This window comes from Ruegeria sp. HKCCD7221 (genome assembly GCF_013031225.1).
Lineage (GTDB): Bacteria > Pseudomonadota > Alphaproteobacteria > Rhodobacterales > Rhodobacteraceae > Ruegeria.
This window is the reverse complement of record NZ_WPZE01000002.1, coordinates 216,904-235,901: the sequence shown is the minus strand read 5'-3', so window position 1 is coordinate 235,901 and position 18,998 is coordinate 216,904. Positions and strand designations below refer to the sequence as shown.

Sequence of the window (18,998 nt, the reverse complement as noted above, 5' to 3'; positions counted from 1 at the left end):
AAGGCACATTTCTGTGCGCCGTTTCCAAATTCGTTACTGACCGATCTTCGAAGGCAGTTTACTGAACACTTTCAGGCGCAACTTACGGCTGAACGCGAAATGCAAAACGGCAACCAGAAACGGCGTAAAGCATCCAATCAGCAATCCACCCAGCACAGCCACCCCCGTGCTTGCGCCCGTGAGAATCAGCGCGACACAGCACAGAACGGCAACCAGCGGCCCAGAGAGAAGATAAACGATTACCATCTATTACGTTGCTCTTGTTCGGTCTTTTGTCATCTTTATTTCACCTGCCATTTTGACCTCATGCTCTTGTGTGCTCAGGCAGTTGGCTTTGAATATAGATCGCCCCACACGATAAGCCATCAAGTGACACAAAATCTTGAGATCAGTGACAATCTAACATCATATTCAGCTAACCACGAGGGACCCAATCGCCCGATTCAAGAAACCCATGGCAACTGGGCAAAATTATGCCCACACACTGAAGGAACTGTGGCCAAACAGAGGTTAATATATTGTTAAGTATAATTTTTCCGCAGTGGCAAAGTTCGGCTAACGCGCCCGAGGCCGTATTCTATTCCAGACTGTGACAGCCGCGGTTTGCCGAATGAGTACAAGAGTGACGAACATCGCCAAAGACCCAGCCAAAAGCAAAGCGGCCTGAACGAGCAGCGTTGTAGCGTCTTCAGCCATCACACCGAACGGCACAAAAATCAGCCCCCCTGCAAAGGCTTTGGTCAATTCCCGAACGGGGACTTTCAGCGGATCGACCTTTCGTCCGATGTAGAAATACACGACAAAACTGACAAGGCTGCTGACCAGGAACGCATAAGATGCGCCGGGGGCTCCGAACAGGTTGATGACAGCCAGCGACAGCAGGGCATGCACGATCAGCGTCCCGAACGTAATGACCAGTTGCAAGCCGGTCTTTTTGGACCTCATGAACGAATAGCTAAAATAAGCCCCCTGCAGGCCCGTCACAAAAGCCGCGATTGCCAGAACACGCAGGTATCCGGCCGTTTCCTGAGCAAAGCCGTGGTCAAACAGCAGGTTCGCGAATACGTCTGCCGCGCTGACCAGCGCCACGACAATGGGCATCGAAATCAGCATCAGGAACGAGAAATAGCGATCAAGAACCGAGTCGGAATGCGCAATTCCCTTAACCTCGTGCGCTTCAAAAACCGACGGCGCAACCACATTCGAAAGCGTACTCATCGTCAGCACAAGGGACCGCATGGTCAGCGCCTGAGCCGCCGCAAAATAGCCGGCCGCCTCGATCCCCACCAGCACCGCCAGCAACGATTGGGTGGACATCGCACGAAAGACCGAGGTTGACCCGACCACGGCCAATGGAAAGCCAAAGAAAAGGTATGTTTTCGCCTCGGCCCGTTTGGGGAAATAGACGCGCGACCGTCCGACCGTAACAAGCACCGCATAGGCCCCTGTCAGCGCGGCCCCAAGCGAAATTCCGATCACGGCGCTTTCGTAACCGCCGCCATTGACGATGAATGCGACGGCCAAAGACACGCCCAGCGCATGACGCAGCAGTGTCACGGCCGCAAATTTCGGCCCTTCGTTATACTGCCGCAAGCAAACGGCGCCGATCTCGTGGATCGCATGGCTGATGCAAAACACGGCAGCATAGAAAAAGCTGTTTGCCCAGGCAAAGGGCAGAATGACGTAGGACATCGCCACGATTGCCAGCAAAGCAAAGACAATCAGGACGGCAGCCCCCAGAACCGTTCCGATAGTTCTGCCTTCGAACTCCTTGGCGTGGTGAAAGCGCCCGACTGAAATCACCAGCCAAAAGAATGTGAACGAGAACAACAGCGTGCCCAGCAGCAGGGTCAGGGTATAGCGCCCAAACTCTGCCGGCCCCAGCACACGCGTCATCACCACGAGGATCACAACAGACAGGAATGCGGACAGCATTCTGGGAACAAAATACCACGTCATGAAAGTCCGTTATGCGTAATAGGGCGCGGAGCCGTCATAAAAATACCCAACCGTCAGAAGCTGACATCAACTCATAAGACACAATGCACCCGGAAGTTTTCACATGGGGCCGCTCCCATCAGCTTGCGGGCCAATTCCTGAAAATGCTTCGTGACTACCCGGCGCAGAAACCGAATTCGTTAAACCATATTCCGCGCGCGATGTCGATTTGCTGAAATTATTGGTGAAACTGGGATTTGCCGCGCGCAAACTATCACGGAAACAGCACGAAGATGGACTCAGGCCGTTGGGCTTTGCTAGGCTTGGCTTTGTAGTTTTCTGAGTGATCTGTTGAATCGCGTATTCAGCATTTGGGTATTTGGGTTTGTTGGCCGTGTCATGAGGCATTCCTTTAGCAGTATTCCCTATCAGCAGGTGGCGGGCACTTCGTTCCACCACAATGTCCTGCTGATCTGCATGGTCTTTCTGATTCTGGTCGGATCGGACCTTCTGTCTGTCGTCCTGTATCGCAACAACCTTGCCAATCGGATCGAGATCCTCACGCTGTTGCCGATCCTTGCAACCGTTGCTCTCTACTATCGGCACCTGTTGCGCGGCGCATTCGCCTCACCCGAAATCGCGCTCATGATTATCATTGCCATTCTGTCTACATCCTGGAGCGATTACCGATTGCTTACGATGGAGCGCACCGTTCCCTTGGCGGCGACCACCCTGTTTGGCCTGACCTTGGGCAGCATGATGTCCATGCGGGGTCTGGTGCTGTTCGTGGCATTGTATTTTGCCCTTTCCATGGCCCTGTCCCTGGCCGCCATCGGAGCGCTTCCGCAAGCACGTGGATTGCCGCCGTGGGAAAACTCGTGGAACGGCATCTATCTGCACAAGAACGAGCTGGGCGCGAATTCAGTAATGGCAATTCTGTCGTCATTCTTCGCGATGAAGATCACGACCGGACGGCTGCGCATGTTCTTTCAGATCACAGCAGGTGTAGCGGTTGTTCTTTTGATTGCCTCCGATTCAAGAACGGCGCAGATCATCGGGCTGTTTGTGATCTCGGGTTTCCTCATTACCAAAATAATGCCCCGGCTCGAGTTTCTATGGGCCTTGGGCTTCATACTGTTTTCCGCGTTTGTGATTGGAATGGGAACACTTATCCTGGCCTCCGACATTGCCGAGCCACTATTTGCGATGATCGGGCGTCAACCCACGCTGTCCAACAGGATTCCCATTTGGGAACTGACCTGGCCCTATGCCATGGATAGGTTTTGGTTGGGATATGGGTATGCTGGCTATTGGCACGACGCGGCCCCCCATATGCGCATCTACGAAAATCAGTACCAGCTTGGATTCACGCCCTACTATTCGCATAACGGCCTGATCGAAACCTGGCTGAACATCGGTTTTGTTGGCGTCGTGCTGCTGTTTCTTGCCTTCTTTCGGTTCTTCAGCTCGGTGTTTTACTGCATGCGACACCTGAAACCCCGAGATGACTTTGTCCTCGTGTTCGCGCTGAGTGTGGGTTTCATCTTTCTGAATATTACTGAAAGCAATGTTATGGGGCGTCTGGACGGGATGTGGATCCTGCTGGTCATGTACATGACCAAAACGAATCTTGTCGCCAAAGCGCTGGTCGCAGATTTCAGGTTGCGGAGCGCGTCATTGGCATGAGGTACTTCTGCGAAGACAGACAACAGGTTTTTGGGCCGTGCGCTCAAATCAAATCCATCAATTCGATGTCGCCAGCCTTAGTTCAAGGCCTCAGGTTTCAACGATTGACAGCGGCCTGCCCTGTATTGTCGACTTTGACCATTCGTCGTTTTGAATCTTTTTTCCAACTTTTGTATCCGTTCGGGAGGCACCATTGAAAACAGCCATTTTTGCAGGTGGTAAGGGTTCTCGCCTGATCGAGGAAACCCGCGTTCGCCCCAAGCCATTGGTCGAAATCGCCAACCGGCCGATCCTGTGGCATATCATGCAGCACTATTCGACCTATGGGCATCATGACTTTGTGCTGGCCCTTGGTTACATGGGTGACCTGATCAAACGCTATATTTCCGATCTGTGTCAGTATGACGGGAATCTCAGGATCGACTTTGCCAAGCGCGAATTGTTTGGCGAGCCCGATTATCACAACAGTGTTCTGGATGCGCAGATGCCGCCCTGGACAGTCGATCTGATCGACACCGGGACGGAAACCATGACAGGCGGGCGACTGGCCCGACTGCAACCGTATCTGGGCGACGAAACGTTTATGCTGACCTACGGCGACGGTGTTTCAAACGTCGATCTGGACGCTCTTGTTGCCTTTCACAAATCACACGGAAAGCTGGCCACGATCACGATGGTGCGCCCGCTGACGACATTCGGGCATCTGCAAGTGCGCGAGGACGGGTTGGTCGAAGGCTTCATGGAAAAGCCCGAGACAGCCGCCGACTGGATCAATGGCGGGTTCTTCGTGCTTGAACCCGAAGTGTTCGACGCCGTCGCCAGCGTGAATGGCGACGAGATTATGTGGGAAGAAGGACCCCTGCCCAAGCTGATGGAATTGGGTGAGTTGATGGCCTACCGCCATCCTGGTTTCTGGTATTGTATGGACCATCTGGCGGATAAACGCCGGCTTGAGGAGATGTGGAAAAATGGCAACCGACCGTGGGCAACATGGGAAAATTCAAAAGGTTCTGTTAACGGGTCATCTCGGCTACGTGGGGACGGTCACCGCCCCGGTATTGGCCGAGGCGGGAATCCAGGTGACTGGGTGCGATATAAATCTCTTTGACCGGGCCGATTTCGCGCCCGGCGGTGCCGTTCCCGAAATCCCGAACCTGGGCAAGGACATTCGCGACCTGACGGTTGACGACCTCGAAGGTTTTGACGCGGTGGTGCATCTGGCGGCCCTGTCGAATGATCCCTTGGGACAGCTTCGCCCCGGCCTGACACAGCAGATCAACCACGAAGGCACGGTCCATGTGGCTAAACAGGCCAAGGCCGCTGGTGTGCGTCGGTTTGTTTTCGCGTCCTCCTGCTCGAACTATGGCCGGGCCGGAGAGGATTTTGTCGATGAAGATGGCCAGCTTAACCCACAGACGGATTACGGCGTATCCAAGGTTCTGGCCGAGCGAGACCTGAAACCACTGGCAGATGACAGCTTCACGCCCACTTTCCTGCGCTTTGCGACCGCTTATGGTGCAAGCCCCCGAATGCGGTTCGACATTGTTCTCAACAACCTGATCGCACATGCCTATACCTCGGGTCGCATTCTGATGATGTCAGATGGCACGCCGTGGCGTCCGATCATCCACGTCGAAGACATGGCCCGTGCCTTCCTCGCCACGCTCGAAGCCGATCCTACCGAGATTTCGGGCGAGGCGTTCAACGTTTGCCGAACCGAAAACAACTATCAGATCCGCGATCTGGCCGAGATCGTGGCCGACACGGTTCCGGGTGCGAAAATCGATTATGCGGCCGATGCCGGGCCTGACAATCGGTCTTACCGGGTCAGTTCAGCCAAGATCGAAAAGTCCATCCCGGGCTTTCAACCCAAATGGGACGCAGTCCGGGGGGCACAGCAATTATATGATGCCGTCAAAGCCTGCGACCTGCAGGTCGAGGATTTCGAAGGTCGCAAATATAAGCGACTGGCCCAGTTAGAGGCCCTATTGCAGGAAAACCAACTGGATCAGGATTTTCGCAGAACCGTGCCGATCGCTTCGTGATCGGCACGCGCCGCGCTAGACGGCCTGAAGCTCTTGAATGACGGTTCGGGCGCCGCGCTCACCGGATTTGAACGCTTCATCCGTCCACTGATAACCCCACTCCCCGAACCGCCCAACATAGGTAATGCCAACCTCGTCCAGCCACTTGTGAACGATTGGCAGAGCTTCCTCGCGGTCAAGGTCGAAGATGATGTTGGCGTGAGTAATCAACCGGGCATCCGTGTGCAGAATCTTTTCGTCCTCGGCGATCAGGCCAATTTTGACGAGGTCATCAATCACCGGCTGGATCAGCTCTTCGGGCGCGACGTCCAGCGGCCTGTATTTATGTGAATAGTAGCATTCCGCCTGAATAGAGCCGCATCCTGGCGGGCAAGTCCGGGTCGACATCTTGTGGGGGAAGCTCAACCGGGTAAAGACGATGTCCTCATCGTAAATATATGTCCAAGTCGCAGGCGTGAAATCGTCGCGCGCCAGCCCGATATTCACAGTCACACATGTGGTACAGGCCAGTTTTGCCGCAGCATCCAGAACATGCTGGGGCGCCCCTTTGACCATGGGGATCAGGTCAGGCAGCGGGATGGATGAAATCAGCTTGCCATATTCTTCGGTCACGCCGTTTTCAAAACGGACAGTTTTTGCAATGGGATCAATGGCGACAACCTTGTGATCCAGATGCAGGTCAGTCTTTTTCATGAACGGCTTGAGATAGGAAATGAACCCACCTTCGGTCGGGTAGCGGAAGTCAGTGATATAGTGCACGTCCGGCGTTTCCGCGAAAACCGCGCCGCGGATCACCTCTTCCATCGACGGGCGGTACAAACGCGGCCCCATCCAGACCGTGCTCATCTGATCGGCGTCAACGGTATGGTATTTCTTGCCATAAACCGCTGGAAAATGCGTGGCAAAGGTCTCACCAAAGACCGAGATTAGCCATTCCAGATAATTGGCGGGTTTTTCCACCACGTCCCGCTTGGAGGCTTCGATAAAGTCCAGAATACACTGGGTTTTCAGCTCATCCGGCAAGTTGTGCAAATTCGCCTGCGCCGGATGTTTGACCCATGCGCCGTGGTAATAATTGTTCACGTAAGCCTGCAGTTTCTCAAACTTGCCATCCACATTGCTTGAAAACAGCTCTTGAATGCGGGGGTCCTTCGAGAACGAGATATGCGGGCCGTCGTCAAAGATGAAACCGCTGTCATGCGCGAATGTCGCGGTATGACCACCGGGGAACGGGTTTTTGTCATACATTCTGCTCGTCACGCCCTCAGAATGTAGATGATGCGCAGCGCCGAGTCCGGCCATGCCAGAGCCAAGGATAACTATGTTCTCGTTACTCATATCAGGATTCTTTCACAATTTCGCGGCGCCACCAGGCGATGGTATCCGCAACTCCGGTTTCCAAATTAAACTTCGGGGACCAACCCAGCTCGCGACACAGGCGCGAGTTGTCAGCCTCGACCAAGGGCGGATCACCTGCGCGTGCTTCCCGTGCGCCCAACCGAACCAAGTCTTCGGCGCCGATCTGACGGGCGATCTCGGTGATCAGGTCGGCCAGCGGGATCGCGGTACCGCTGCCGATGTTCAACGGACCTTGCAGATCGCTGCCCAACAGATCAACCAAAGCGCGGGCAACATCGTCAACATGTAGAAAGTCCCGTTTCTGACGACCATGCGTGCACAGGGCTTCGCGACCTTCCAGCAGCGAAACGATCACATCTGCCGCAAGCCGTTTTGGGCTTTCACCCGGTCCATACAGGAAGAACGGCCGCGCCCATACACCAGATAGCCCCAGCGCAGCACACATCCGGTCAAACGCAACCGAAAGACCGGCCTTGGCCGCGCCATATTCCGTGGCCGGAACCAGCGGAGTCACGCCTTCGCGGAGTTTGACGGGCGCACTCCAGTCATACTCCATGCACGAGCCGCAAAACACGACACGCTGCCCCCCGGCCTCGGCAAAAGAGAACAGCAAATCCACCGAATGCTGTACCCAGCGAAAGTTTTCCAGCGACTGCTGGTTGCCCGGCCCCATATACCAGGCCAAGGCCAGCAAGTGGCTGGGCTTCTGGCCCTGCAACAAGTCTCTGACCGCAGCGGTATCTTCCATGTCGACCTTTACCCACTCCACATCGCAATCCATTGGCGGCGGTGGATCAGTTCGATGGGTCGCGATGACCCTGTACCCGGCAGCAGCAAGGTTTCGCACACAAGCCCGACCGATGAAGCCAGAGGCACCCGTGACCAGCACTTTTGAATTTTGGGTCTTCAAGTTCATCTGGTTTCAAGCTCCGGTCACAGAATCTGTGGGCGTTACGTGTCTAGCAGAGGCCAGGACGCGTCCTTTTCGGAAACAATACTGACTTTAATAGGCCATTGTATCCCGAGAGAAGGGTCATCGTATCGAATCCCCCCCTCCACACCGGGCGTGTAGAATTCACTGGCGGAATAGAACGCCTGCGCGCCGTCCGTCAGTGCAAGATAGCCATGCGCAAACATCTCTGGCACGTACAGCGCACGACGGTTCTGCGCGGACAGCTCAATTCCGAAATGCTGTTGATAGGTCGGGCTTTCCGGCCTTAGATCGACGATAACGTCGTATATAGCGCCCGAGATACAACGCATGAACTTGGCCTCGGCCGCAGGTGCGTTTTGGTAATGCAGGCCACGGATCGTTCCCTTTTTCTCGTTATATGAGAGGTTTACCTGTGCGACCGCTGGTTTGAGGCCGTGCTGTTCGAATTCCTCAGCACAGAAGGCGCGGGCAAAAAAACCGCGATCATCCGAGATTTCCTGCAGATCGACAACAAAAGCGCCCTGCAAAGGCGTTTCAGTAAAAATCATTAACCATCCGCCTGCTCCAACGGTCACCAAATATCGGGTGGTTCAGATTCTGAGACCGGGCATGGATCAGTGGTAAGAAAAATGACCCTAAAAAAGAGCCCGCGAAGTGAACCAGACGTAAAAACTTAACCAGACAACGCGGATTATTTCCATAGTTTTTGAAGCGGTCAGCCGATATCGTCCGGGCAATGCTGAAATCTCGATCTTACAGGGCAATCAGCCGGGCAAGTTGAAAGGTTCGGGAAGAAAGTCTTTGAATAGGCCACGTCGTGGTTGTGAAATACATTTTGTCTGGAATCCTTAAAAGGAATACGTATTTGACCAGCCCAGCCCCGTCCGCAAAGACGCCCAGAGAAGTTCTGATTTTCTCCCAGCGCAGCCTGAACGACAACGTCTCGCGCTGTTCGGGGTTTGAGTTCGAAGACGTGATTGCCGAAATCGAAAACGCCGAGATTCTGGCGCCAAAGCGCGCCAAGGAACGGCGCCTGCCCTTTAACCCCAAGCGATGGCTGTCCAAACGCTCGGATCTGTTCAGGCACTGGCCGTCCGGCGTGCAGAAAACCAAGCTGGATCGCGACTACGACCTGTTCTTTTGCGATGCGCAAAAACCAGAAGAGCTTTTGGCGCTGGACGCGATTTCTAACTGGCGCGCACGCTGCGGTCTGGCCGTCTGTGTTCTGGAAGAGGTCTGGTCGAAGGAGTTGGATCTTCATCTGCCGCTTATCAAATATCTGGCCCAATTCGACCTGATCTGCTGCGCCTTTGCTGAAACTTGCGATGACCTTCAGCGCATAACAGGAAAACCCGTCATTCACCTGCCTGGCGCGGCTGACATGGTTCGCTTTGCACCAGAAGCAGCAACTTCGGACCGCCCGATCGACGTTTATTATATGGGCCGCAGACGTCCGGAGTTGCATGACAGGTTGCTTCAAAAGATCAAGGAACGCGGCGGTTTCTACCTTTACGACTCGGCGACCAAGCCACCCGTTACCGCGCAACACCGCGTGCACCGTGATCTGCTGGCAAATCTCGTTCAGCATTCCAAACTGTTCATGGTCGATATCGCCAAAATCGGCCACGAAGATCAGATAGAGGGCAACATCGCGTGGGGACCGCGCCACGTGGAAGGCATAGCGGGTGGGGCCGCGCAGGTTGGCTACGCCCCCGAAACCGAAGACTATGAACGGTATTTCGACTGGCCCGAGTCCGTGGTCAGGCTGTCCGAAGACCCTGACGCGGCCATTGACCAAATTGTTGCTTTGCTGGACGACCCCGCAGAACTGGACCGCATGCGCAGGATCAACCTCGCAGCGGCAACGCAAAAACACGACTGGCTGCATCGCTGGGCACAGATTCTGGACCACCTGCAAATCCCCCAGACAGACGGGATGGCAAAGCGCCGTCAGCATCTTGCAAATATCGCAGCCTGTTACAGAAGTGATGATCCTTCATTCACGGATGCGACCAAGCTCGTGAGTGCGCCCTGACCGATCTGAGCCACGCCCAAACACCCGACACAAGGCCGACGCTCATACACTAATTGTAGCGAAAGTCGCGGGGCGGCAAGTTGCACTCTACAACCCCCTCTAACCAGTCAATGAAAAAACCGGTATGCGCTCAAAACAATAACATGCCGCCCACCTTACGATGATGACATTGTGGCAAAACTGTGTCCACGATTCTTGCGGAAACGAATTGTTTCCGAAGTGGAAACCTATAATTTTCAGTAAGTTAATATCAGGTTACGTGAATATCTGCAATAATATTTCACTAGCGTGAAACGCAAGGCAGTTACTGTTGCCGGATAGAAAACAGTATCCCCCGATGCCTTGAGTCAGGCTTTACGGAAGCCGTTCATAGCGACGCCCGTGAAACAGGGTATGGGATCAAAATTGAGCTTTTCCACTGGCAGACGCCTCTCAATCGAACCGGTAACCAAAGGCCTCAATATCTTCGCCATAGCGCCGGCCGATGATCTGACGGGTGCGCTCATCAAACGCCGTGTGATAGCTTTCTGCGGCCGGTTTGACATTCTGCGCTGCGATTCTGGGGAATGTCACACCGGTCAGGCTTTCAACCCTATCGAGATCAGCATCAAAGCTTTCGATCTTGCCCACGAAATCGCAGATCTGCACACCCGCACTGGTGGACAGGTGGCGCGTCTGCGACAGCCAGTGGCGGTCCGCCACAGCATCGCTTCCATAATCGCTGTCCAGCCACTCGACAAACTCCGGGAACGGCATAAACGGGCGAATGCCTTCAAACCGCGACAGAATCGACAGCTTTGACGCCGTGACCGCATCAGCAATCTTGTCCTTCCAGCACGAATGAACCCGAGACCAGGGATTGCGTACAAATGAGAACACAAAATAGTCCGGAAACCCGGCGGCAATTTCATCGGGCGTGCTATCGAATTCATGACCCGACGCATTGCCGCTGGCCTGAGCAAACATCGCCTGAACGGTGCGGCTGGCAACCTTTGGAATCGGAGCAGCCAGAACCTTCTGTTGCCGCAACACAAACCTCTCGGCCCTTGGATCGCAGCTTGGCGGCGTGCCTTGCCTAAGCAGCCTCAACCCTTTGAACGCGGCCTGCGACATGGATGGGGAAAAAAGGCGACGGTGCCGAAGCTTCATCCTAACCCTCTGCTCGCCATACGGCTGTCTGGTGTCGCGTCAGCACGTTCGAATCCCTTTCGTATGGCCCTGTTTTTGAAAGATAACACATCCATTTTACCTTGTCCCAGCCCCCGCAAGGAGTCCGACGCCACACCTGCTGTTAACTGCACAAATACAAAGCCGGTCCGAATGGCTTGGATATGCGCGATGACCCAAAAACTGTGCATGACGACGGGCAAAGCCCTAAATGGTGCCAAAATTCCCGCAAACAGGTGATTTTCATAGATGGCAAACAACCAACATCGGCCCTTGGAAGCCTAAACACATGACGCTGTTTGAAAAAAGTGGTGAGCCGTGCAGGATTCGAACCTGCGACCCACTGATTAAAAGTCAGTTGCTCTACCAACTGAGCTAACGGCCCACTCTTTTGTCTGGATCTTCTCGATCCGTGGCGCTCTCTAAGGCATTTTCCCAACTGGGTTCAAGGCCTTTTTTGCACCTCGTTTCGCCAACAATTTCTTGCGTTTCGGCGTCCCGATAGGCGGCCTACTTAGGCAGGTGGCGCTGGGGGGTCAACCCCTTTTTTGAGGAATTTGCACTGCAGGCTGGATTCCCGTCCTGCGCAACGCTATATGCCCGCCATGCAACAAGATCCAAACACCGGTTTGCCCTTCATGAAGATGCACGGGCTGGGTAATGACTTTGTCATTGTGGACGCCCGCGCGCAGTCCGCCGAAATTTCCCCTGCGCTGGCAAAGGGAATCGGTCACCGGCAGTTTGGTGTTGGATTTGACCAATTGGCCGTTATCGAAAACGGCGAATCGGATGCGCATCTGGTCTTCTACAATGCGGATGGGTCGACTTCGGCCGCCTGCGGGAATGCCACACGCTGCATTGCGCGGTTTCTGATGGAAGAAACCGGAAAATTAGCCCTGACCCTGACAACAGAGCGCGGGACGCTTTACGCGCAGGATGCAGGCGACGGCCTGACGTCGGTCAACATGGGGCATCCTCAAACCGATTGGCGCGACATACCTCTGGCCGAGGATGTAGACACCCTGGAACTGCCAATCGAAGGTGGACCGACGGCCACGGGCATGGGTAACCCGCACTGCACATTCTTTGTCGAAGATGCCGACGCCATTCCCCTGACCGAGTTCGGCGCGCGCTATGAACATCACCCGCTTTATCCCGAACGCACCAATGTGCAGGTGGCGCATGTAATCCGACCGGATCACATCCGTATGCGCGTATGGGAACGGGGTGTGGGCATCACTTTGGCCTCGGGCTCATCGTCCTGCGCAACTGCGGTGGCGGCTGCACGTCGCGGCCTGACGGAGCGCAATGTACAGATTGAACTGGATGGCGGTACGATCTGGATTGATTGGAAAGACGACGGTGTCTGGATGACCGGCCCGACCTGCCACGTCTTCTCGGGTACCCTGACACCTGAGTTCCTGAGGACGCTTGGATGAGCATCCCTAAATTCACCACCCTGGGCTGCCGCCTGAACGCCTATGAGACCGAGGCGATGAAGGAGTTGTCGCAGCAGGCGGGCCTGTCGAACGCGGTCGTGGTGAATACCTGCGCCGTCACGGCCGAGGCCGTCCGAAAGGCCCGGCAGGAAATCCGCAAGCTGCGCCGCGAAAACCCCGATGCGCGGCTGATCGTAACCGGTTGCGCCGCCCAGACCGAACCCGAAACCTTCGCCCAAATGGACGAGGTCGATGCCGTTATCGGCAATACCGAAAAGATGCAGCCCGACACTTGGAAAGGCATGGCCGCCGATTTTATCGGCCAGACCGAAGCGGTTCAGGTCGACGACATCATGTCCGTGACCGAAACCGCTGGCCACCTGATCGATGGCTTCGGCACCCGCTCGCGTGCCTATGTGCAGGTTCAGAACGGCTGCGATCACCGCTGCACCTTCTGCATCATTCCCTATGGCCGCGGAAACTCGCGCAGCGTCCCCGCGGGCGTGGTGGTGGATCAGATCAAGCGGCTGGTGGACCGAGGCTATAATGAGGTGGTGCTGACCGGCGTAGACCTGACCTCATGGGGCGCAGACCTGCCAGCGCAGCCCAAGCTGGGCGATCTGGTGATGCGCATCCTCAAGCTGGTACCGGACTTGCCGCGCCTGCGGATCAGCTCGATCGACTCGATCGAAGTGGATGAAAACCTGATGCAAGCCATCGCCACCGAGCCGCGCCTGATGCCCCACCTGCACCTGTCGCTGCAACATGGCGATGACCTGATACTGAAGCGCATGAAACGCCGCCATCTGCGCGACGATGCCATCCGCTTCACTCAGGAGGCCCGCAAGCTGCGCCCCGACATGACCTTTGGCGCGGATATCATTGCAGGCTTCCCCACTGAAACAGACGCCCATTTCGACAACTCGCTGAAACTTGTCACCGACTGCGACCTGACGTGGCTGCACGTCTTCCCCTATTCCAAACGCGAAGGCACCCCGGCCGCCCGCATCCCACAACAGATCAATGGCAATGTCATCAAAACGCGCGCCGCCCGACTGCGCGCCGCCGGGGACGCTCAGGTCGCCAAGCATCTGACCGCCCAACTGGGCAAAACCCATCACATTCTGATGGAAAACCCCACCATGGGTAGAACCGAGCAATTCACCGAAGTCACCTTCACCACCCCTCAACCCGAAGGCCAGATCGTCACCGCCACGATCACGGATCACACCGGTAGCCAACTCAAAGCCTGATCCGCGCTTCATCTGGCCAAAAATATCCCGGGGATGAATTGGCCGCAGGCCAAGAAGGGGCTGGCCCCTTTATCCCGCCCTCAACGAAAAACCCCCGCTACCGGATGGCGCGGGGGTTCAAATTTCTAGCTGTCGAAAACCTCAGACGGTCTTCTTGCCTTTTACACCAGCCCACAAACGCTTGTTCACAAGGTACAGCAGGACCGACAGAACAGACAGGAACAGCACGCCGACAAAGCCGGAATACTTACGCTCCATCATCTTCGGCTCGGCAGTCCACATCAAGAAGGCCGCAATATCCTCGGACATGGCTTCGACGGTGGCCGGATGACCATCCGCGAATTCTACCTGATCTTCGGACAGCGGAGGCGCCATCGAGATCCAGCCGCCCGGGAAGGCTTTGTTCTCATAAAGAACGGTGCCCGCCTCTTCCTTTTCCTCACCGGTGTAACCATCCAGCAATGAGGCGATGTATTCCGCACCACCCATACCTTTGAACAGTTGGTTGATCCCCAGACCATAGGGGCCGTGGAAACCGGCACGGGCCTTCGCCATCAGGCTCAGGTCAGGCGCGCCAACACCGTTGTTCGCCGGGAAGTGGTCGGTCGGGATGGCCGGGCGGAAATCGTCCAGCTCAGGATCGAACACTTCGAAGTTACCCGCCGCATAGGCAATGACTTCTTCTTCCGAATATCCCAGCGCTTCGAGATCACGCAGAGGTACATATTGCAGGCCGTGGCAGGCCGCACAAACCTCGGTATAGATCTGAAGACCGCGCTGAAGCTGATGCTTGTCCCAGGTGCCAAACGGCCCTTCGAACGAGAAGTGGAAATCCTCGATATGCTGCTCGCCGCCACCTGCGGCGTATGACGCAGCAGGGGTAAGAGCCAAAGCAAACGCGGCACCGATTGCAAGTTTCTTGAACATGTTTCCGGTCCCTCTTCTTACTCGGCCGGCGTGGCGTCGGCGTCAGCCTTGCCATAATGCGCGTTGAAGTCTTCTTCGATGGTTTCCGGCTGGGCATCGGGTTTTTCGATAACACCCAGGATCGGCAGGATCACGAAGAAATAGGCGAACCAGTAGGCGGACGCGATCAGCGAGAAAGTCGCATAAGGCTCTTCTGCGGGCATCGCACCCAGCCACATCAGGGCAAAGAAGTCGATGATCAGCAGGTAGAACCACCACTTGAACATCGGACGGTATTTGCCCGAACGCACGGTCGAGGTGTCCAGCCACGGGGCCAGCGCCATCGCCAGGATCGCGCCGAACATCGCCAGAACACCAAAGAACTTGGCGTCGATGATGCCACCAGTGATGAAGCTGGCGAATTGCACAACCCAGACCTCACCGGTGAAGGCACGCAGGATCGCGTAGAACGGCAGGAAATACCATTCAGGCACGATGTGTGCAGGCGTGACCAGCGGGTTGGCCTCGATGTAGTTGTCCGGGTGGCCCAGATAGTTCGGCATGAAGCCGACAACCGCCCAGAACACGACCAGGATCACGGCAAGCGCAAACAGGTCCTTGATCACGAAATACGGCCAGAACGGCAGCGTGTCTTTCTCGGCCTCGGCTTTCGAACCACGGCGCACTTCAACACCCGTGGGGTTGTTGTTGCCGGTGGTGTGGAAGGCCCAGATATGCACGATCACCAGCGCCGCAATCACGAACGGCAGCAGATAGTGCAGCGAGAAAAAGCGATTCAGCGTGGCGTTATCCACCGCAGGTCCGCCCAGCAACCATGTCTGGATTGCGTCACCAACAAAGGGGATCGCGCCAAACAGGCCGGTGATCACGGTCGCACCCCAGAAGGACATCTGACCCCAGGGCAGAACATAGCCCATGAAGGCGGTGCCCATCATCATCAGGTAGATCAACATCCCGATGATCCACGTGATCTCACGCGGGGCTTTGTACGACCCGTAAAACAGGCCACGGAAGATGTGAATGTAGACCGCAACAAAGAACAGCGACGCGCCGTTCATATGCAGATAGCGTAGCATATAGCCGCCATTCACGTTGCGCATGATGTGCTCGATGCTGGCAAAGGCCAGATCAACATGCGGGGTGTAGTGCATCACCAGAACGATCCCGGTGACGATTTGCAGCGCCAGGCAAAACGCCAGGACGATGCCCCAGATCCACCACCAGTTCAGGTTCTTGGGGGTGGGGATCATGATGGTGTCGTAAATCAGGCCGACGATTGGCAGGCGGCTGTTCAGCCACTTCTCGCCGTTTGTCTTCGGCTCGTAATGATCGTGGGGAATTCCGGACATCTGGGTCTCCCTTAGCCGAGTTTGATGGTGCTGTTGTCCGTCCACTCAGCGGGCGGGACAGGCAGGTTTTCAGGCGCGGGGCCTTTGCGGATACGACCGGCAAGGTCGTAGTGCGAACCGTGGCAGGGGCAGAACCAACCGCCAAAGTCACCGGCATCGCCCAGCGGCACACAGCCAAGGTGTGTACAGACGCCCATCTGAACCAGCCACGCACCGGGTGCCTCACCCTCGGGCGAGGGCATCACGCGGTTTGCGTCCGTTGCTGGCGCATCGGCCGGTTGGTTGAAGTTGCGTGCCAGCGGATCGGGCAGCGAATCAACGCCTTCGGCGTCCTGTTCCTTCGCCTCTTGGATCTCGGCACCGGTACGGTGACGGATAAAGACGGGTTTACCCAGCCACTTGACAGTCAGCTGTGTCCCCGGCTCAACGCCGCTTACGTCCACACGGATCGAGGACAGCGCCTGAACGTCTGCCGAGGGGTTCATTTGGTTGATCAGGGGCCATACGGCTGCACCCGTCGCAACGACACCTGCGCCGCCAGCGACGTAGTAGAGGAAATCTCTGCGGGTGCCTTCGTGGTCTTCTGCGTGGGACACGAGGTTTTCTCCGATTCCGGCGCCCGGAGGATACCGGGCAAACATGCATCAGCACCGCATCAAAGCGGCGTCTCATCGCGGCTATCTATCCGGGAGAAATCGGTTCGTCCAGCGGTCATAGGCGCGCACTACGCCGCATCTGGGCATTCATGTCACAACGTAACCCTGAATTTTCAAGCCTCGGGGGGATTTTTGCCAGGACTCCCGTTGATCGTCATGCGTTCGCCGGGATGTGATTCGGATCAACAGGGCGCGCTGACAACCGATATGCGCAAGGGTACCGAATCCGCGGCGCCCCGCGTCGAATTGCAAAGTTTAAGCCAGGATTTGCCACAAAAACTTCTACTTTTGCGTGATTTCTCGCGCCATAAATATCAGATCAAAAATAGATATTTTTAGCAGACCTAGAAACACGCTATTTCGATTGCACTTTTTACGCGAATGTCTAAAGGCGCAGGGAAAAGCCACCGTTAACAGGACGCCTTTCATGCCAAACCTATCTGTACCCATTCTGACCTTTGCGCTGCTTGCGTCGACTCAAGCCTTAGCTGCCGGTGACCCGGCGCGGGGCGAGACACTCTATTTTCGCTGTGCGTCCTGTCACGCGATAATCAAGGACGGCGAAGTTCTGGTCAAAGGTGGCATCACGGGTCCGAATCTCTATGGCGTTGTGGGCCGGGCAGCAGGAACCGAGAACGATTACCTGAACGGAAGCGAACGGCTGCCCGTTGGTCTTTTCACCGATGACATGATCCGATCCGGTCAGGAAGGCTTGATCTGGACCGAAGAGAACATCGCAGCCTACTCCAAAGACCCGATCGGTTTCATTCAGGATTTCCTGAACGACGAAGAAGCGCGCCCCAACATGAGCATCAAGCTGAAGGAAGGTGCTGAAGATATCGCGGCCTATCTCGCGACTTTCTCCAACTAACCCCTGGTCTGGTCACGCGTCGCGCATCAGCGTGGCCAGCCATCCCAACTCGACGCCGAGCCCGCCTTCAACCCGTTCAGCCGCCGCTTCGCGCGCCTCGTCGGGTTTGTTCTGGTTCAGCTTCCAGGTTCCCTGAATATCGTCGACATACATCCGGCAGGGCACGATCATCCTTAGCATGCGATCCAGCGCATCGGGCGACATCTTGTCAGCGGTCCATGCGGGCTTGGGTAAAAGCCGCTCTTCATAAAAGGCCGATTGTCGGTCCAAAAGACCCCGCAACTCGGCCTGAGGGCGCTTTTCAATCCGCCCAGTCAGATGCACGGCGACATAGTTCCATGTAGGAACCTGATCTGCCAGACCGTACCAATCCGGAGAAATATACCCATCCGGCCCGGATACCGCGATACGCCCAGCGCGCGGGGCGGTTAGGGTGCGCAGGATCGGATTCGACCGCACCAAATGCAGTTCGACCATTGAACCATCGGAACTCAGCAAAAACGGCACATGGCTGATCAGGGGTGCGTCATCAGTGGACAGCGCCAAAACCCCAAAGGCCCGGTCACGGGCAAAGTTGATGTGGCGGGTACGGTCTTCGGCGCGGAAAGCCGGATTTGGGTGCATGGCATCTCTCCTGACGGAACGACTTGCAGATTCGCTTGGTCCTTGGCAAGTTCTGCCTCGTTCTCAGGGCGGGGCGGAATTCCCCACCGGCGGTATGCGGGCCATGACCCGTAAGCCCGCGAGCGGCCCCGGAATCTTCGGGGTGACAAGCAGATCTGGTGAGAAACCAGAGCCGACGGTTACAGTCCGGATGGAAGAGAACGTGCAGCGCGCCAATTGGCGCGGCTGCTCGTGATCGCCTTGGGTGACGTGTCTGTTTACGAAGGAGATCACAATGACACACACCCGCTATGCTTTCGTCAAAGCCAACTGGCATTCCGATATTGTCGATCAAGCGCTGGAAGGATTCCAACAGCTTATCCCCGCTGATCAGATTGACGTCTTCGACGTGCCCGGCGCGTTCGAGATGCCGTTGCTGGCCCGCGACCTGGCCCAAACCGGCAAATATTCCGCCATCGCCTGCGCCGCTTTCGTGGTGGATGGCGGTATCTACCGGCACGACTTCGTGGCGCAAGCCGTAGTCGACGGCCTCATGCGCGCCGGGCTGGACACGGGCGTTCCTGTCCTGTCAGTCTCGCTGACGCCGCACCAATATCAGGAAACAGACCACCACAATGCGATCTACCGCGCGCATTTCGTGGAAAAGGGCCGCGAGGCAGCTCAAGCCGCGCTCAAAATCAGTAAAACCCGCGCTGCACTTTTAGAACCGGCCTGA

General features: G+C 56.1%; 18 protein-coding genes, 1 tRNA gene and 1 riboswitch. Of the genes, 8 read left to right on the top strand and 11 right to left on the bottom strand.

Annotation, left to right across the window (positions count from 1 at the left end):
• Positions 1–33 precede the first annotated feature (33 nt).
• Positions 34–246, bottom strand: a complete 213-nt coding sequence (locus GOX73_RS06785; RefSeq protein WP_171124027.1) for a hypothetical protein — start codon at positions 244–246, stop codon at positions 34–36.
• Between the two features lie 309 nt (positions 247–555).
• The gene (locus GOX73_RS06780; protein WP_171124025.1) at positions 556–1,959 is read right to left on the bottom strand and encodes an oligosaccharide flippase family protein; all 1,404 of its coding nucleotides are present in this window, start codon (positions 1,957–1,959) and stop codon (positions 556–558) included.
• A gap of 378 nt (positions 1,960–2,337) precedes the next feature.
• Between GOX73_RS06780 and GOX73_RS06775 the strand changes: the two genes are divergently transcribed.
• The 3 genes from GOX73_RS06775 to GOX73_RS20730 all read left to right on the top strand — a co-directional run bounded on the left by GOX73_RS06775 (position 2,338) and on the right by GOX73_RS20730 (position 5,669).
• Positions 2,338–3,624: an O-antigen ligase gene (locus GOX73_RS06775; RefSeq protein ID WP_171134827.1), complete on the top strand. Its 1,287-nt coding sequence runs from the start codon at positions 2,338–2,340 to the stop codon at positions 3,622–3,624.
• Positions 3,625–3,817: 193 nt separating this feature from the next.
• Positions 3,818–4,732 (top strand): glucose-1-phosphate cytidylyltransferase, encoded by a 915-nt coding sequence (rfbF, locus tag GOX73_RS06770; RefSeq protein ID WP_217350997.1) that lies wholly within the window; start codon positions 3,818–3,820, stop codon positions 4,730–4,732.
• Complete coding sequence (locus GOX73_RS20730) at positions 4,659–5,669, top strand: NAD-dependent epimerase/dehydratase family protein (protein WP_371808231.1); 1,011 nt, start codon at positions 4,659–4,661, stop codon at positions 5,667–5,669. Before rfbF ends, GOX73_RS20730 begins: the two co-directional genes overlap by 74 nt.
• A 15-nt stretch (positions 5,670–5,684) precedes the next feature.
• Here GOX73_RS20730 and GOX73_RS06760 read toward each other — a convergent pair whose 3' ends face one another.
• Genes GOX73_RS06760 through rfbC form a run of 3 tightly spaced genes read right to left on the bottom strand, consistent with a single transcriptional unit; the run spans position 5,685 to position 8,510 of the window.
• On the bottom strand, positions 5,685–7,007 hold the full coding sequence (locus tag GOX73_RS06760) for an NAD(P)/FAD-dependent oxidoreductase (RefSeq protein ID WP_171124019.1): 1,323 nt from the start codon (positions 7,005–7,007) through the stop codon (positions 5,685–5,687).
• A 1-nt stretch (position 7,008) separates the two neighbouring features.
• Positions 7,009–7,944, bottom strand: a complete 936-nt coding sequence (locus GOX73_RS06755) for an NAD(P)-dependent oxidoreductase (protein ID WP_171124017.1) — start codon at positions 7,942–7,944, stop codon at positions 7,009–7,011.
• A gap of 35 nt (positions 7,945–7,979) precedes the next feature.
• Positions 7,980–8,510, bottom strand: a complete 531-nt coding sequence (gene rfbC, locus GOX73_RS06750; RefSeq protein WP_171124016.1) for a dTDP-4-dehydrorhamnose 3,5-epimerase — start codon at positions 8,508–8,510, stop codon at positions 7,980–7,982.
• Positions 8,511–8,827: 317 nt separating this feature from the next.
• Between rfbC and GOX73_RS06745 the strand changes: the two genes are divergently transcribed.
• Complete coding sequence (locus GOX73_RS06745) at positions 8,828–9,997, top strand: glycosyltransferase (RefSeq protein WP_171124014.1); 1,170 nt, start codon at positions 8,828–8,830, stop codon at positions 9,995–9,997.
• Between the two features lie 432 nt (positions 9,998–10,429).
• Here GOX73_RS06745 and GOX73_RS06740 read toward each other — a convergent pair whose 3' ends face one another.
• Positions 10,430–11,146: a sulfotransferase family 2 domain-containing protein gene (locus tag GOX73_RS06740; RefSeq protein WP_171124012.1), complete on the bottom strand. Its 717-nt coding sequence runs from the start codon at positions 11,144–11,146 to the stop codon at positions 10,430–10,432.
• A gap of 327 nt (positions 11,147–11,473) precedes the next feature.
• A tRNA-Lys gene (locus GOX73_RS06735) sits at positions 11,474–11,549 on the bottom strand.
• Between the two features lie 211 nt (positions 11,550–11,760).
• Between GOX73_RS06735 and dapF the strand changes: the two genes are divergently transcribed.
• Both dapF and mtaB read left to right on the top strand, forming a co-directional pair.
• Entirely contained in the window at positions 11,761–12,603 is an 843-nt protein-coding gene (gene dapF / locus GOX73_RS06730) for a diaminopimelate epimerase (protein WP_171124010.1), read from the top strand.
• On the top strand, positions 12,600–13,856 hold the full coding sequence (gene mtaB / locus GOX73_RS06725) for a tRNA (N(6)-L-threonylcarbamoyladenosine(37)-C(2))-methylthiotransferase MtaB (protein WP_171124008.1): 1,257 nt from the start codon (positions 12,600–12,602) through the stop codon (positions 13,854–13,856). The genes dapF and mtaB overlap by 4 nt, the downstream gene beginning before the upstream one ends.
• A gap of 141 nt (positions 13,857–13,997) precedes the next feature.
• Here the strand turns inward: mtaB and GOX73_RS06720 are convergent, their stop codons facing one another.
• The 3 genes from GOX73_RS06720 to petA are packed head-to-tail and all read right to left on the bottom strand — an operon-like array spanning position 13,998 to position 16,728.
• Entirely contained in the window at positions 13,998–14,783 is a 786-nt protein-coding gene (locus tag GOX73_RS06720; protein ID WP_171124006.1) for a cytochrome c1, read from the bottom strand.
• A gap of 17 nt (positions 14,784–14,800) precedes the next feature.
• Positions 14,801–16,132 (bottom strand): cytochrome b, encoded by a 1,332-nt coding sequence (petB, locus tag GOX73_RS06715; RefSeq protein ID WP_170387948.1) that lies wholly within the window; start codon positions 16,130–16,132, stop codon positions 14,801–14,803.
• A gap of 11 nt (positions 16,133–16,143) precedes the next feature.
• Positions 16,144–16,728 (bottom strand): ubiquinol-cytochrome c reductase iron-sulfur subunit, encoded by a 585-nt coding sequence (gene petA, locus GOX73_RS06710; protein ID WP_171124003.1) that lies wholly within the window; start codon positions 16,726–16,728, stop codon positions 16,144–16,146.
• Positions 16,729–17,215: 487 nt separating this feature from the next.
• Here petA and GOX73_RS06705 point away from each other — a divergent pair, with 487 nt between their 5' ends.
• Positions 17,216–17,659: a cytochrome c family protein gene (locus GOX73_RS06705; RefSeq protein WP_171124001.1), complete on the top strand. Its 444-nt coding sequence runs from the start codon at positions 17,216–17,218 to the stop codon at positions 17,657–17,659.
• Positions 17,660–17,671: 12 nt separating this feature from the next.
• Here GOX73_RS06705 and GOX73_RS06700 read toward each other — a convergent pair whose 3' ends face one another.
• Positions 17,672–18,283 carry an FMN-binding negative transcriptional regulator gene (locus GOX73_RS06700; RefSeq protein ID WP_171123999.1) on the bottom strand — a complete coding sequence of 204 codons (612 nt, stop codon included), beginning with the start codon at positions 18,281–18,283 and terminating at the stop codon, positions 17,672–17,674.
• Positions 18,284–18,338: 55 nt separating this feature from the next.
• A riboswitch (FMN riboswitch) is annotated at positions 18,339–18,489 on the top strand.
• Between the two features lie 68 nt (positions 18,490–18,557).
• On the opposite strand from GOX73_RS06700, the gene GOX73_RS06695 reads away from it, so the two are divergent.
• Entirely contained in the window at positions 18,558–18,998 is a 441-nt protein-coding gene (locus tag GOX73_RS06695; RefSeq protein ID WP_171123997.1) for a 6,7-dimethyl-8-ribityllumazine synthase, read from the top strand.

Bases quoted from the DNA above. Each gene is read 5' to 3' on its own strand.
- GOX73_RS06705 (WP_171124001.1), top strand. From the start codon at position 17,216: ATGCCAAACCTATCTGTACCCATTCTGACCTTTGCGCTGCTTGCGTCG.
- GOX73_RS06755 (WP_171124017.1), bottom strand. From the start codon at position 7,944: ATGAACTTGAAGACCCAAAATTCAAAAGTGCTGGTCACGGGTGCCTCT.
- petB (WP_170387948.1), bottom strand. From the start codon at position 16,132: ATGTCCGGAATTCCCCACGATCATTACGAGCCGAAGACAAACGGCGAG.
- GOX73_RS06700 (WP_171123999.1), bottom strand. From the start codon at position 18,283: ATGCACCCAAATCCGGCTTTCCGCGCCGAAGACCGTACCCGCCACATC.
- GOX73_RS06720 (WP_171124006.1), bottom strand. From the start codon at position 14,783: ATGTTCAAGAAACTTGCAATCGGTGCCGCGTTTGCTTTGGCTCTTACC.
- mtaB (WP_171124008.1), top strand. From the start codon at position 12,600: ATGAGCATCCCTAAATTCACCACCCTGGGCTGCCGCCTGAACGCCTAT.
- GOX73_RS06695 (WP_171123997.1), top strand. From the start codon at position 18,558: ATGACACACACCCGCTATGCTTTCGTCAAAGCCAACTGGCATTCCGAT.
- dapF (WP_171124010.1), top strand. From the start codon at position 11,761: ATGCCCGCCATGCAACAAGATCCAAACACCGGTTTGCCCTTCATGAAG.
- GOX73_RS06785 (WP_171124027.1), bottom strand. From the start codon at position 246: ATGGTAATCGTTTATCTTCTCTCTGGGCCGCTGGTTGCCGTTCTGTGC.
- GOX73_RS06775 (WP_171134827.1), top strand. From the start codon at position 2,338: ATGAGGCATTCCTTTAGCAGTATTCCCTATCAGCAGGTGGCGGGCACT.
- rfbC (WP_171124016.1), bottom strand. From the start codon at position 8,510: ATGATTTTTACTGAAACGCCTTTGCAGGGCGCTTTTGTTGTCGATCTG.
- GOX73_RS06760 (WP_171124019.1), bottom strand. From the start codon at position 7,007: ATGAGTAACGAGAACATAGTTATCCTTGGCTCTGGCATGGCCGGACTC.
- GOX73_RS06740 (WP_171124012.1), bottom strand. From the start codon at position 11,146: ATGAAGCTTCGGCACCGTCGCCTTTTTTCCCCATCCATGTCGCAGGCC.
- GOX73_RS06780 (WP_171124025.1), bottom strand. From the start codon at position 1,959: ATGACGTGGTATTTTGTTCCCAGAATGCTGTCCGCATTCCTGTCTGTT.